Source organism: Hymenobacter sp. 15J16-1T3B, assembly GCF_020711235.1.
Classification (GTDB): Bacteria; Bacteroidota; Bacteroidia; order Cytophagales; family Hymenobacteraceae; genus Solirubrum.
In genome coordinates this window covers 261066-274484 of record NZ_JAJFAV010000004.1, presented here as the reverse complement: position 1 = coordinate 274484, position 13419 = coordinate 261066, and the positions used below count along the sequence as shown (strand labels likewise).

The 13419-nt window shown below is 63.4% G+C and carries 14 protein-coding genes; 4 read left to right on the top strand and 10 right to left on the bottom strand.

The window, feature by feature from the left end:
• Positions 1-164: 164 nt before the first annotated feature.
• Together LJ737_RS09185 and LJ737_RS09180 are read right to left on the bottom strand one after the other, a co-directional pair.
• Entirely contained in the window at positions 165-1331 is a 1167-nt protein-coding gene (locus tag LJ737_RS09185; protein ID WP_227764923.1) for a 2-isopropylmalate synthase, read from the bottom strand.
• A gap of 257 nt (positions 1332-1588) precedes the next feature.
• Positions 1589-2479 carry a branched-chain amino acid transaminase gene (locus LJ737_RS09180; RefSeq protein ID WP_227764922.1) on the bottom strand — a complete coding sequence of 297 codons (891 nt, stop codon included), beginning with the start codon at positions 2477-2479 and terminating at the stop codon, positions 1589-1591.
• A 433-nt stretch (positions 2480-2912) separates the two neighbouring features.
• Between LJ737_RS09180 and LJ737_RS09175 the strand changes: the two genes are divergently transcribed.
• Entirely contained in the window at positions 2913-4454 is a 1542-nt protein-coding gene (locus tag LJ737_RS09175) for a hypothetical protein (RefSeq protein WP_227764921.1), read from the top strand.
• Between the two features lie 13 nt (positions 4455-4467).
• Here the strand turns inward: LJ737_RS09175 and LJ737_RS09170 are convergent, their stop codons facing one another.
• Both LJ737_RS09170 and LJ737_RS09165 read right to left on the bottom strand, forming a co-directional pair.
• Positions 4468-5193 carry a nucleoside deaminase gene (locus tag LJ737_RS09170; protein ID WP_227764918.1) on the bottom strand — a complete coding sequence of 242 codons (726 nt, stop codon included), beginning with the start codon at positions 5191-5193 and terminating at the stop codon, positions 4468-4470.
• A 139-nt stretch (positions 5194-5332) separates the two neighbouring features.
• Positions 5333-6406: a fatty acid desaturase family protein gene (locus LJ737_RS09165; RefSeq protein WP_227764916.1), complete on the bottom strand. Its 1074-nt coding sequence runs from the start codon at positions 6404-6406 to the stop codon at positions 5333-5335.
• Positions 6407-6654: 248 nt separating this feature from the next.
• Between LJ737_RS09165 and LJ737_RS09160 the strand changes: the two genes are divergently transcribed.
• Together LJ737_RS09160 and LJ737_RS09155 are read left to right on the top strand one after the other, a co-directional pair.
• Entirely contained in the window at positions 6655-7128 is a 474-nt protein-coding gene (locus tag LJ737_RS09160) for a hypothetical protein (protein ID WP_227764914.1), read from the top strand.
• Positions 7118-7318 carry a helix-turn-helix transcriptional regulator gene (locus LJ737_RS09155; protein ID WP_227764912.1) on the top strand — a complete coding sequence of 67 codons (201 nt, stop codon included), beginning with the start codon at positions 7118-7120 and terminating at the stop codon, positions 7316-7318. Before LJ737_RS09160 ends, LJ737_RS09155 begins: the two co-directional genes overlap by 11 nt.
• A gap of 18 nt (positions 7319-7336) precedes the next feature.
• Here LJ737_RS09155 and LJ737_RS09150 read toward each other — a convergent pair whose 3' ends face one another.
• Positions 7337-8575, bottom strand: coding sequence for a DUF3298 and DUF4163 domain-containing protein (locus LJ737_RS09150; RefSeq protein ID WP_227764911.1), 1239 nt, complete (start codon positions 8573-8575; stop codon positions 7337-7339).
• 225 nt (positions 8576-8800) lie between these two features.
• Here LJ737_RS09150 and LJ737_RS09145 point away from each other — a divergent pair, with 225 nt between their 5' ends.
• On the top strand, positions 8801-9694 hold the full coding sequence (locus tag LJ737_RS09145; protein ID WP_227764908.1) for an alpha/beta fold hydrolase: 894 nt from the start codon (positions 8801-8803) through the stop codon (positions 9692-9694).
• 345 nt (positions 9695-10039) lie between these two features.
• On the opposite strand, the gene LJ737_RS09140 is transcribed toward LJ737_RS09145, so the two are convergent.
• The 5 genes from LJ737_RS09140 to LJ737_RS09120 form a co-directional block, all read right to left on the bottom strand.
• Positions 10040-10534, bottom strand: coding sequence for an HNH endonuclease (locus tag LJ737_RS09140; protein WP_227764907.1), 495 nt, complete (start codon positions 10532-10534; stop codon positions 10040-10042).
• 369 nt (positions 10535-10903) lie between these two features.
• Positions 10904-11707, bottom strand: a complete 804-nt coding sequence (locus LJ737_RS09135) for a C40 family peptidase (RefSeq protein ID WP_227764904.1) — start codon at positions 11705-11707, stop codon at positions 10904-10906.
• A gap of 291 nt (positions 11708-11998) precedes the next feature.
• Positions 11999-12469: an SsrA-binding protein SmpB gene (gene smpB / locus LJ737_RS09130; protein WP_227764902.1), complete on the bottom strand. Its 471-nt coding sequence runs from the start codon at positions 12467-12469 to the stop codon at positions 11999-12001.
• A gap of 83 nt (positions 12470-12552) precedes the next feature.
• On the bottom strand, positions 12553-12960 hold the full coding sequence (locus LJ737_RS09125) for a thioesterase family protein (RefSeq protein ID WP_227764900.1): 408 nt from the start codon (positions 12958-12960) through the stop codon (positions 12553-12555).
• A gap of 44 nt (positions 12961-13004) precedes the next feature.
• Positions 13005-13406: a hypothetical protein gene (locus LJ737_RS09120; protein ID WP_227764898.1), complete on the bottom strand. Its 402-nt coding sequence runs from the start codon at positions 13404-13406 to the stop codon at positions 13005-13007.
• Between the last annotated feature and the right edge of the window lie 13 nt (positions 13407-13419).

The following is a 13419-nucleotide window of genomic DNA, read 5'->3' as shown; positions in this document are numbered from 1 at the left end:
CGTCATGTCGAGCGTAGCCGAGACATCTCGCCGGATAGTAATTACTACCTGGCATCAGCACGCGAGATGTCTCGGCTACGCTCGACATGACGTGTTGTTCCAATTGTTCAATGCCAGCACGCGAGATGTATTGGCAGGGCTCGGCATGACGTTTGGCGTCAGGCCTAGCCGGCGGTGACGAGATTTTCCTGCTCCACGAGCACGTGCAGGTCGTGGTCGACTACTTCCTTTTTGTGGTCGGCCAGCGTCAGGAAGGAGGCATAGGCCTGGTTGAGGGCGGCGCGCTCCAGATCGTACCCGAGCTTCTGCAAGCGGTAAGCCAGGGCGGCCCGGCCCGAGCGAGCGGTCAGCACGATGGAAGAGTCGGGCACGCCGACTTCGCGCGGGTCGATGATTTCGTAGGTTTCGCGGTGCTTGATGACGCCGTCCTGGTGAATGCCGCTGGAATGGGCAAAGGCGTTGGCGCCGACGATGGCTTTGTTGGGCTGCACCGGCATGCACATCAGGTGCGACACCATGGCGGAGGTTTCGGCCAGCAGGCGGGTATTGATGCCGGTATCGAGGTGCAGGTAGGGGTGCTGGCGCAGAATCATCACCACTTCCTCCAGGGCCGTGTTGCCGGCCCGCTCCCCTACCCCGTTGATGGTGCACTCGATCTGCCGGGCTCCATTGAGTACGCCGGCCATGGAGTTGGCGGTAGCCATGCCCAAGTCGTTGTGGCAGTGGGTGGAAAGCGTGACGCCCGCTATACCGGTCACGTTTTCGCGCAGAAACTTGATTTTGGCGCCGTACTCCTCGGGCAGGCAGTAGCCGGTGGTGTCGGGGATGTTGAGCACGGTGGCCCCGGCGCGGATGGCGGCCTCGCACACCCGGGCCAGAAATTCGTTGTCGGTGCGGCCGGCGTCCTCGGCGTAGAACTCCACGTCCTCCACGAAGCTCTTGGCCAGCTTCACGGCCGCCACGGCACGCTGCAGCACGTCCTCGCGGGTGGTCTGCAACTTGTAGCGCACGTGCAGGTCGGAGGTACCGATGCCGGTATGAATGCGCGGGCGGCGGGCCCCGCGCAGGGCCTCGGCCGCCACCCGGATGTCGTTTTCGACGGCGCGCGAAAGGCCGCAGACGGTGGCGTCCTTGACCTGGGCGGCAATGGCCTGCACGGCGGCAAAGTCGCCGGGGCTCGATACCGGAAAGCCGGCCTCGATGACGTCGACGCCGAGCAGTTCCAGCTGGGCGGCAATGAGAAGCTTTTCGTCGCGGTTGAGCTTGCACCCCGGCACCTGCTCCCCGTCGCGCAGGGTGGTGTCGAAGATCTGTACTTTTTGAGCTGCCATGAGCTTCGGGTTCGGTTCAGCGAATTGCTGGTCGCAAGAACACCGCCGGGCGGGGGCAGCAAAAACAATGTTGCGGCAGGCGTACTATTTCCAAAAGGGCCGCCTTAAAACGCAAATATCTGTTTATCAGCAGGTAGCAAAACAACCGTATACGATACCCAAAGCCGATTGTCGCGCTCCTAGAAAGAGGTGATAGAGCTACCCAAACGGCGTAGCGTGAGCCTCCCCACGCGCTGCAGCTGTAGGCCCCGTCGCCCCTAGGCTGATTCGGCCGGCACTGCTTGCCCCGTGACCAGCGCGGTGTAGCGTCGGGCCAAGCCGGCGCCGAGGGTTTGGGCGAAAGGCGTGTCGAACACCAACTCGTCGATGGCAGCTACGCCCACGACTTCGGCGGCGGTGCCCGTCATAAAAGCACCGGTGGCCGTGCGCAGCTCCTCGGGTCGGAAAAACGTTTCGGTGACGCGGATGCCGGCTTCGCGGGCCAGGTCGATGATGGTGTTGCGGGTGATGCCGCGCAGAATGCTGCCGGCCGGCGGCGTGAACAGCTCCCCGTCGCGCTCGAAAAAGAAGTTGGCACCCGGCCCCTCGGCCACGTGGCCGTGCATGTCGAGCAGCAAGGCCTCGTCGAAGCCCCGGTTTTTGGCCTCGGTGCTGGCAATGATGGAGTTGGCGTAGTGCCCGGCCACCTTGGCCTCGATGGGCACGGCCTTGGGGTTGGGCCGCTCGTAGGGCGAGATGGTCAGGCGCAGGGCCCGGTCGCCTAGGTATTTGCCCCAGTCCCACACGGCCACGAGCAGGTTGCCGGCCGGCGGGCACTGCAGGCTCATGTTGGGCGCTCCGGCAAAGGCCAGCGGCCGGATGTAGGCGTCCTGCAGCCCATTCAGCTCCAGCAGCCGGTAGCTGATTTCGGTCAGCTCCTCCACCGAATACGTCAGCGGCAGCCCGATGGCTTGGCAGGAATAGTGAAACCGCTCGAAATGCTCCCGGGGCTTGAACATGCGCGGGCCCGCAGGCGTGCGGTAGGCCCGGATGCCCTCGAATACGGCGTAGCCGTAGTGCAGCGACTGGGCGTAGGCGCCGACGGTGGCCTGTGCGGCCGGCAGGAATTCGCCGTCGAGAAAAGCGACGGTGTGGCTGGTGAAGTACATCGAACGAAACGAAAAGGGCGGACGCAGTAAAAAGCCTTCCGGCGCGGGGCGACGAAAGGCCGGGGCGGCCAGCGGCCGGACGCCTTCCCCGCGCGGCGCGCACCGGCGGGGCGGGGAGTCCGGAGCGGTGAGCGGCGCTCCGGACGCGCAGACGAACGGGGGCGGATTATTTTCCGGCTATCGGGTAGCCGACCGGGCGGGCTTCCTCCTTAGCTTGCGCCGCCCGGCTGGCAGTGGCCGCCGGGTGCAGTGACGTGGGCATGAAGAAGTTGGCGCGCCAGGCCGGTGCACGAGGCTACCCGAATGCCGCCCGCAAATACCACCGGCCCGGCGCGCGTCGAAAACTACTTTTGCAGCCCGCTACCATCTTCACCCCGGCTACCTCGCCCAACAAAGCACTAATAGCCAGCACATTGCCCTAAAACCCGCTACAATGCCCAACGGCAGTACCGACCCCGTATTTCAGCTGGTAAAGTCGCTGACGCGCACCGAGAAGCGGCATTTCCGGCTGTTTAGCGGGCACCAGGGCGCCGCCGAAGAGCTGAAGTTTCTGCAGCTCTTCGACGCCCTCGACGCGCTGCCGGCCTACGACGAGGAGCGCATTCTGCAGCAGGTGCCGGCCATTCGCAAGGTGCAGCTGGCCAACCTTAAGGCCAACCTCTACCGGCAGCTGCTCAGCAGCCTGCGCCAGTACCACGCCGGCCAGAACGTCGACATCCAGCTTCACGAGCAGCTCGACTACGCCCGCGTGCTCTACAACAAGGGCTTCTACCAGCAGGCCTTGCGCATGCTCGACAAAACCAAGCAGCAGGCCCAGCAGCTGCAGCTGCCCCACGTGGCCCTGATGGCCCTGGATTTCGAGAAGCACATCGAGGGCCAGTATATCACGCGCAGCCTGCGCGGCCGGGCCGAGGACCTGTCGGCGGAAGCCCTGGCCACGGTGCAGCAGGTGGCGCAGCTGCACCGGCTCTCAAACGTGGCTCTGCGCATGTACGGGCTGTATTTGCGGGTGGGCCACGCCCGTAGCCAGGCCGACGCCCGGCAGATCAGCCTGCGGTTTCACGCGGCGCTGGTGGGCATCGACGTGCGCCAGGCCGGCTTTTTCGAGCGGCTCTACTACTACCAGGCCCACGTGTGGTTCTACACCATCACCCAGGACTTCCGGGCCTGCTACCGCTACGCGCAGAAGTGGGTAGATTTGTTTGAGCAGGCGCCCGAGATGCAGACCCAGCAGCCCATGCTCTACATCAAAGGCCTGCACAACCTGCTGGCGGCGCTCTACAATCTGCTTTACTACAGCAAGTTCGCTGCTACGCTGACCAAGCTGGAGCAGTTTGCGACCACGCTCACGCGCCCCACGCCCAACCTCGAGCTGCTGCTGTTTCAGTACATCTACACCCACAAAATCAACGCGGTGTTTCTGGAAGGGCGCTTCACGGCGGGTCTGCAGCTCATGCCCGAGCTGCTGGAAAAGCTGGTGCTCTTCCAGCCCCAGCTCGACTTGCACCGCCGGCTGGTGTTCTACTACAAAATTGCCAGCCTGTACTTCGGCAGCGGGCACTTTCACAAGGCCATCGAGTACCTGAACCGCATCATTCAGTACAAGGACGTGACCCTGCGCGAAGACATTCAGTGCTTTGCCCGCATCCTGAATTTGATTGCGCACTACGAGGCCGGCGAAGACGAAATGCTGGACTACCAGATACGCTCCGTTTACCGCTTCCTCGGCAAGATGAACGAACAGCAGCAGATGCAGATTGAGATTTTCCGCTTTCTGCGCACCGTGGGCCGCCTCACGCCGGGCCAGCTCAAGGATGCTTTTCGCACCCTCAAAGACCAGCTGCTGGCCATATCGGCCAACCCCTACGAGCGACGCCCCTTCCTCTACCTCGACATCATTTCCTGGCTGGAAAGCAAAATCGAAGACCAGCCGGTAGAGGTCATCATGCAGCGCAAGTTTGCCGGGCTGAAGTAGCCACTCGGGTGCCTTAGCGCAACTCTTCGGTCTTGGGCAAGCGGGCCAGAAAGCGCCGCGCGCTGTCGAGGCGCACTTGGTTATCGGGGTGCTGGGCGCGGTAGCGGGCCAGCTGGGCCGCGGCGCGGGCGTAGAGGGGCCTCACCGCGGCACTGGCCAAAAACTGCACGATGCGCTCCGCGCGGTGCCGGTCGTAGGCCGAGTCGATGGCGCAGGACACCGCGTCGGGGGCCTGGCTGACCTCCACGGCGCGCGGATAGGGGCCGTAGTGACCGGGGCCGCAGGCGCGGGAGTCGAGTTGCAGGCGCTGCAGGGCGTTGCCGTATTCCGGGTCGCTTTGCCCAAACACGGTGCGCGTGACTTGCGTGAGCGTCATCATGCCCGAGCACATGGCGCAGGGCTCCAATGTGGTGTAGATGGTATAGCCCCGCAGGGCCCGCTGCCGGGTGCGCTGCAGGTAGCTCTGCATGAGCCGCACCTCACCGTGCTGGGTGAGGTTGCGGGTGGCGTTGATGCAGTTGCGCCCCCAGTGCACCACGTAGCCGTCGGCATTCACCAGCACCGAGCCGATGTTGTAGCCCCGGCTGGAATCGGGTTGGGCGGTGGGTTGCCAATCCTGGTATACCACGGCGTAGGCCAGCCAGGCGTAGATCTGGTCCCGCTCGCGCTGCAGCGAAATGGCCGGCGGGGCGGCCGGCGCGGCCAGCCAGGAAAGCAGGGAGAAAACGGGGAGCAGCATCGGCGGTACGGGGCCGGGCGCCGGCGGCGAGGGGCTGCATCAGCTCTCGGCCGCCGGCCGCGCGTTGTTCAGCGTGGCAATGAAAAAGGGCCGCTACCCAACGGCAGCGGCCCTCCAAAGATAAACGCCGGCTTGGTGCTTAGGCGCGGCCCAGCTGGCGCAGGAACAACACGTGCGACAGCACGGCCGAGCGCATGCGCGGGAATTCGTTGTAGACCACGTCAAATTCGGCGCAGGCCTGCTTGATGATCTTGTTGATAGCCGGGTAGTGCACGTGCGAAATCTTCGGGAACAGGTGGTGCTCCACCTGGAAGTTCAGCCCGCCCAGCAGCCAGGTCACCAGCTTGTTGTTGGTGGCGAAGTTGGCGGTGGTCTTGAGCTGGTGCACGGCCCACTCGTCCTCCAGGCTGAAGGTTTCCTGATCGGGCACGGGGAAGGTGGCGGGCTCCACGGTGTGGGCCAGCTGGAACACCAGGCTCAGCGAGAAGCCGGCCACGGCGGCAAAGATCAGGAAGCCGATAACCCAAGGCAGCAGGCCGACGGTGTAGATGGGCAGCGCCACGAACAGGCCGAGGTAGAGCACCTTGAAGCCCCAGAACGTGAGCTGGTCCTGCCAGGTCATCTTCTTGAGCGGCACCGAACCGATGGCGCCCTTGAAGTACTTCTGGTAGTCCATCATCACCACCCAGGCCAGGTAGAACAGCGCGTACAAGAACCAGAAGTAGTAGTGCTGGTAGCGGTGCAGGGCGCGGCGCGGCTGCGTCTCGCTCAGGCGCAGCCAGGGTTGCGCGTCGATGTCGTCATCCACCCCGTCGATGTTGGTGTACATGTGGTGGATGAGATTGTGCTTCATGTTCCACATGAAGGAGTTACCGCCGAACACGTTCAGCGTAAACGCCGCCGCCTGGTTCAGCCAGCCGTGCTTGGAGAAGGAGCCGTGGGCCCCGTCGTGCATCACGTTGAAGCCGATGGCCGCCCCTACCCCGCCCATGAGCACGCACTCCAGGATGGCCCAGCCGGTGGGCGGCGTGAAGAATACGAGGTGGACGTAGAGAAACAGCAGCGCGCCGGTGAGCAGGGCCGCTTTGGTGAAGAGCGTGGCGTTGCCGGTCGGGGCCGTGCCGGCCTGCTCGAAGTACTCGTTGACGCGGCGCTTCAGCTCGTAGTGAAAGGATTCTTTCTGCCGGACGGCGGCAAACTTGGGTACGGACATGCGGGTGGGTAAACGGTATGGTCGGCAAAGGTACGGCGCGGAGCCGGCTACGGACTGCGGCCGCCCCGGATTTGCCGGATGAGCTTGGTCAGTTTTCAGTCGGGCGCGGCGGCCCGCTGCTCCTGCCATACGCCCATTGGCCGCGGCACGTTCCCGCCGAACTGAATTAGCCGGATCCAATATGTAAACCTCGCTTGACTTTATGTAAAGTATAGTTTACAATTGCAGCGTACTTGATTGTTACCCTCATGAATACCCGTTTCCTATTTCCGCACCGCTACAAGGCCCTCGGCTGGGTGCTGTTTGCCGCCGGCGTGGTGCTGGGCGTGCTGTACCTGCATTTTCAGCTGGAGCCCGCCGTCCTCACCTGGCAGTTGCCGGCGTGGCTGCGCCTCGACCCGCTTCTTGGCAACGCCGACACGCGCAGCCGGCACAACTTTCTGCCCGAACTCAGCGGCTTGCTGTGCATTGCCGGCGCCTTGCTGGCCGCCTGCTCCCGCGAGCGGGCCGAGGACGAATTCATCATGCGCCTGCGCCTGGAATCCTTGCTCTGGGCGCTGTACGTCAACTACGCCCTGCTGGCCCTGGCGCTGGTGCTGACCTACGACTGGCTGTTTTTCGACCTGATGGTGTACAGCATGTTCACGCCGCTGGTGCTGTTTCTGCTGCGCTTCCACTACGTGCTCTACCGCGCCAGCCGCGCCGCCCGCTATGCTGAATAAGCTCAAGTTGGCCCGGGTGGCGCTGGGCCTCACGCAGGAAGACGTGGCCCGCCGCATCGGCGTGAGCCGGCAGACCGTCAACGCCATGGAGCAGGCCAAGTACGTGCCTTCCACGGTGCTGGCCCTGAAAGTGGCGCGGCTGTTTGCCAAGCCGGTCGAGGAGCTGTTCATCTTGGAAGCCGACGACTAGCCCCGCCTGCCGCCTTGCTTAGTGCCGCGCGACGTCGGCGCCGATGGGCAGGCCGGGCTGCAGCAGCGGCTTCAGCTCCTCAAAGGAGAGAAACAGGCGGATTTCGCCCTGGGCGAACGAAGCCAGTTCGTACGGCCCGTACACGAACGTGGCCCCGCCGTCGGTCAAGAACACGTTGGTGGTGGCGGGCACGTGCTTTTCGAACAGCGGGCCGTCGAGCGGGGCGTCGGGGGCCAGGCCGAAGCTGCGCCGGGCGGCCGCGTCGAGCAGGGGCCCTAGCTGGGCGTTGGCGCCGGGGCGGAAGAGGTCGTCGAAGTGCAGCGGGCGGCCGTTGCGCGTGTCGTAGGTTAGTACGTCGGTGGTGTAGCTGCCGTGGGCGCCGCCGGTGTAGCTGTAGCGGAAGTAGCCCAGGCTCAGCAGCGGGGCCCGGTTCCAGAGCACGCGCATCAACTCCTGGCTGTCGTAGCGCAGGGCGTAGCTCGGCAGCGAGTCGCCGGTGGCTTCGCCCTGCCGCTCCTTGGCGTCCTGCTGATAGTCCCGGGCGTACTCCTGGCGGCGCTGCTGCCACAGCTTTTCCAGCGTCGGGGCGGCTTGGGTTTCTAGGGTGTCGCCGCGCAGGTGGCGCAGCAGGTTGTCGCGCAGGGCGGCCGCCGCCTTGCTGGTGCCGCCGGGCAGCAAGGCCAGCAGGCGCAGCTGCGCGTGGGGCGAAGCGGCCTGGCCCGGGTACGCCGCCACGGAATCCTGGAAGAAGCGCGCCGTCAGCGGCAGGCTGCTCAGGGGCCGGGCTTCGCGCAGGCGCACCGGTTGGCCGCCCACGGTGCCCGTCAGCGCCGGCCCGTTCCGCCGGAGCTGCCAGCGGATGCCGGCGTTGTTCTCGCCGGGGTTGTGCTCGGGGCTGTAGTCCACGAGCACGAAGCTGTCGGCCGACGCGGGCGCTTCGTAGTCGCCGAACAGCTCGTACGGGTGGCCGTCGGGGCCGGTGTAGGAGCCCGCCACGCCGGCCGACTCCGAGTCGTTGGCTTGCCGCGGCCAGGCCTGCAGGTGCAAAGTGATGCTATCGGCAGTGCCCGGCAGCAGGCCGCGGTACTGCCGGTACCAAGCTCCAGGCGAATCGGCGGGCACCGCAGCCGCTGCGGGCGGGGCAGCGGGTGGCGCGGTGGTGGCGGTGCCGGCGTCCTGGCGGGAGTGGCAGGCAGCTAGCAAGCCGAGGGCGAGGCAGCCCCAGCGGGCACTGGCAAAGCGAAGCGGGTGCGGCATAACAAACGGGAAGAGCCGGCAAGGTAGCGGCGGACGGAACTGCTCAACTATACGCCGTCCGGCAAAAAATATTTATCGACCCACCGGCCCGATTCACCGATTATCAACTGCCATTGATGGCGCAGTTCGTCTAATTAGCCCCGCGCGCAGGGTTAGTTTGCCGACAACCTCGGCCACAGTTTACAAGTATGTCTTGGGCAAATCTAACCCACAACCAACCACACCATGAGCTTTATCAAAGTAGGCCAAGATGCCCAGGGCCGAGACATCAATTTGTTTTATCAGGATTGGGGGCAGGGCGACCCGGTCGTGCTCATTCACGGCTGGCCCGCCGACCACCAGATGTGGGAGCATCAGTCGCACACGCTGGCCCACTACGGCAAGCGCGTCATTGCCTACGACCGGCGCGGCTTCGGCAAATCTGATAAGCCCTGGAACGGCTACGACTACGATACCCTGGCCGCGGACCTAAACGCCCTCCTCGAAGGCCTGAACCTGCAAAACGTGACGCTGGTGGGCTTTTCCATGGGCGGCGGCGAAGTAGCCCGCTACATGGCGCGCTACGGCGGTGCCCGCGTCAGCAAAGTGGCCTTCGTGTCGGCCGTGACGCCCTACCTTCTCAAAACCGATGACAACCCCGACGGCGTGGACAAGGACGCCTTCGACGACATGGTGAAAAACCTGCGCCAGGACCGTCCTGACTTCCTGCAAACCTTCGGCAAGCAGTTCTACGGCGTGGGCGTGGTGAGCAAGCCCGTGAGCCAGGCCACCCTCGACTGGATGCAGATGATCTGCCTGCAGGGCGCCCCGCATGCTACCGAGGAGTGCGTGCGCGCCTTCAGCGAAACCGACTTCCGCCAGGACGTGCGCAGCATTCAGGTGCCCACGCTTATCATCCACGGCACCAGTGACAAGACCGTGCCGATTGAATCGAGCGGCGACCAGCTGGCCAAGCTGCTACCCAGCGCCACTTACATCAAGTACGACGGTGAGCCGCACGGCCTCTTCGCCACCGAAGACGGCAAGGACCGCCTAACCCAAGACCTGCTGGACTTCACCGGCGCCACCGCCCCCAGCGGCGACAACCGCTACACCACCCGGCGCGAGCCGCTGGTGTAAGCAGTAGCCGCTCTTAAGCCCAGAACGGCCCGGCAGATTTGTCTGCCGGGCCGTTTGTGTTCGTCTGTTATCCGGAGGCGCAGCCGAAGGACGTTCCGCTAGCGCAGCCACCAATGTCCTTTTGGTCGGGTCGCGGCTGCGCTTCTTGATTACAGTGTTGAGCGCAGCGAGACATTCGGATAGCTTCGTTTACCCGGAAGTCTCGCTGCGCTCGGTATGCCAGTACTGATTTGCGGTCGGCACTATGCAGGCAGAGGAGGCACCTCAGGATGACAGGCGTTTTTGGTCTTGCCCTCGGCAAGTCAAGGCCACAAAAAAACCGGGTAGCAGGTTGCTACGCCGGTGTCAGTTGAGGTATGCGTGCCACGTCTGGTCGATGGTGCCGGCACTAAGCTTGAGGAAACTCGACAGGGTAGGTTTCCTGGGCTTCTGTCTGACGACGAGGCCGGCCTCTTCGGGGGTTCGGTGGCCCTTGGAGTGGTTGCAGCGGGCGCAAGCCGTGAGCAGATTGCCCCAGCTGGAGTCGCCGCCGCGGCTGCGGGGCAGCACGTGGTCCAGGGTCAGGTTTTTGGTCGAGCCGCAGTACTGACACTGGAATCCGTCGCGCTTCATGATGTTGTGCCGGCTCAGGGCAATGCCCTTGTACGGCACGCGCACGTAGCGCTGCAGCTTGATGATGCTGGGTTTGGGGTACGCCTTGCTGACGGTACGCAAAAAAGCCCCTTCCTTGTTGGCAATCAACTCGGCTTTGTCGAGGTAAAGCAACACGAAGGCCTTCTGCACGCTGCACAGGGTAATGGCAGTATAGTCGCCATTGAGTACAAGCACTTTTTGATCCATACGCGCGGTGGTGTAAGCAGCTGGAACTAGCGGTAAGCTAGGGGATTCCAGCCGATTTAGCAACCACGCAGCCAAGGGCTTGGTTCAAATCGAAACCACCGCAAAACTGGCAGCAGCGGCCAACGATTCAACCAGCAGACGGTGATACTGGCCGTCATTGCGAGCAACGCGAAACAATCCTGCCTCCCGCGGCCCAACCGGCCCACCAAGTACCCACCAAAAAAGCAACCGCCCGAAACTGCAGCTGCTGGTTTCGGGCGGTGCTGGTCCTAGCGTTTCTGCTACTGGAGGAAGGATTGCCGCGCTTCGCTGGCAATGAGGGCCGGTGCTACCGTAGCCACGGACAACAGCAGCGGGGCGCGCCGCTGGCTACTCCGGCAACAGGCGCTTGATCAGGCGCAGCTTGTGGGTGTACTTCTGGCGCTGGCGGTTGTAGATGCCGTTGTGGTCGAGCGGGTCGATGCGGACCTCGCCGCTGGCGTGCAGGATTTGCTGGTCGTCGAGCAGCATGCCCACGTGGATGATGTTGCCCTCGGCGTTGTCGAAGAAAGCCAGGTCGCCGGGCTGGGTCTGGGCCACGAAGTGCACGATTTGGCCGTGGTCGATTTGCTGGCGGGCGTCGCGCGGGAGCTGCACGCCGATGAGGCCGTAGAGCTGCTGCATCAGCCCCGAGCAGTCGACGCCGAAGAGCGTGCGGCCGCCCCAGAGGTAGGGCGCCTTCAAAAACAGCTGCCCGGCCTTGAGCAGCAGGGCGGTGCGCTTGTCGGTGGGCCCCTGCAGGCCGTGCCCGTTGGCGGGATTGGTGGCCGCGCCGTTGTAGAAATAGGCCTCGTCGCCGAGGCGCAGGGTCATGCCGTCGAAAAACGGCAGGCGGGCACCCAGGGTAATGGGCACGCGCACCTTGGCGTTGCTCACCACCTGCACCACGTCGAGGCTGCGCGGGTGGTCCTGGGCCTGCCAGGCGGCCAGGTACTCGGCCGACACGGGCTGGTGCTGCTTGGGGTCCATCCAGCCCACGTAGTTGTCGGCCGCGGTGCGGATCTGCTGCCAGTTGCCCTGCGTGAGCAGCACGGTGTAACAGTCGCCGAACACCAGCTGGGTGACGATTTCGGCTTTATCCGAAGGTTCGGCGCGCACCGGCACGACGCTCAGGGCGCAAATTCCGTGTTCCAATGATAATCAGGGGTAAATCAGCCTGCAAGGTACGGAAGGAAACCGGCGCCGCGTACTGCCGGCGGCAGTCCATAAGTAGTCATTGCGAGCGAAGCGCGGCAATTCTTCCTCTCGGGGTACAACGGTACAAGAAGCATTAACTGAAAACGGCCCCACCTGGAACCAAGTGACTCTGGTTTCTGGCGGGGCTGTTTTCGGTTGGTAAGGATTGCGTCGGCGGTGCCACGAGAGGAACGATTGCCGCGCTTCGCTCGCAATGACTACGGGATGAACCGTCTGCTTACGCTTGCGCTAGTATTGGCTGCGGTCCATCTCCCGCTTCACGTCGCGGGCTTTGATGTCTTCGCGCTTGTCGAAGAGCTTTTTGCCCTTGGCCAGGGCAATTTCCACCTTGGCAAAGCCCCGCTCGCCGATGAAAATGCGCAGCGGGATGATGGTCAGGCCCTGCTCCTGGCTTTTGTCGTGCAGCTGGCGCATTTCCTTTTTGGTGAGCAGCAGCTGGCGCGGGCGGGTGGGCTCGTGGTTGTTGTAGGTGCCCTGGGTGTATTGCGCAATGGTCACGCCGTGCAGCCACAGGGTGCCGTTCGAGCCGAAGGTGCAGTAGCCGTCGGTGATGTTGGCGTTGCCGACGCGCAGGCTCTTGATTTCGGTGCCGACCAGCACCATGCCGGCGGTGTATTTGGCGAGAAAGGAATATTCGTAGCCGGCCCGGCGGTTTTGGATGTTGACGTTGCGCGGGGCGGTTTCTTTGGCTTTAGCCATGATGCAGATCGGGAGTCGCGGGAAAACAAGCAGCGGCGCGGCCGAAGCCGCCGTTGCGTTGGGAAGGTAAACGGAAAACGGGCTTAGCTGGCGGCGCGCAGGGCGGCAAAGCGGGCTTCGAGCTTGGCTTTGTCGACGATGCGCTGACCGGTGCGGCCGGTGGCCACCAGCCGCGCGCCCACCCGGGCTTCTACGGTGCAGGTCAGCTCGCGGCCGTCGAGGGCGGCAAAGGTAGCAGTCAGCTCCACGGTTTCGCCCTCGAAAGCCGGGGCGTGGTGCTGCACCTCCACCCGGGTGCCGATGCCCTCCTCCCCCGCTTCGCGCATTTGCAGCACGAACAGGCGCCCAACCCACTCCATCTCGCGCGCCAGGGCGAAGGTGCTCAGCACCGGGTGCACCAGCCCGCCGCCAGCCTCAAACGCGGCGAAGTCGGCCGCCACGACCGTGTAGCGGTGGGTTTGCTGGTCGCCGGGGCGGAAGGGGTTGTGCATTCTTGTAAATCTAGAACGTCATGCTGAGCGCAGTCGGAGCATCTCTACCGCTTCGTTGGAGTTAAGCTCAGCACTAGAGTATCTTCTGCAACTATAATACCTGTCCCAGCAGATGACGAGTAGATACACTTGATATTCTGTTCATTCCCTTCGAAGCGCATTCCAAAAACTACAGGTTGATGATCAAGAGCAAAATTCATTTCCTGTATGCCCGTGAATTGAAGTTCAATGTTACAATGCTTCACTTGGTTGTAACTCCCATCTTCGTCAACCTCATCGGTTGTTTCGCAAGCAGCAATGAGAAAGATTGCAGATGCCCGAAATGCTGGCGGTTTTACTTCGAAAGAAACTCTTTCGGTTACCGCATCATGTAAACTTGGCCAGTATCCAAAATGCCGAAGAACAAGCCCTGAATTGCTGATCAAGTTAATTGCAGGGTGTTCCATTGATGGCAATTCA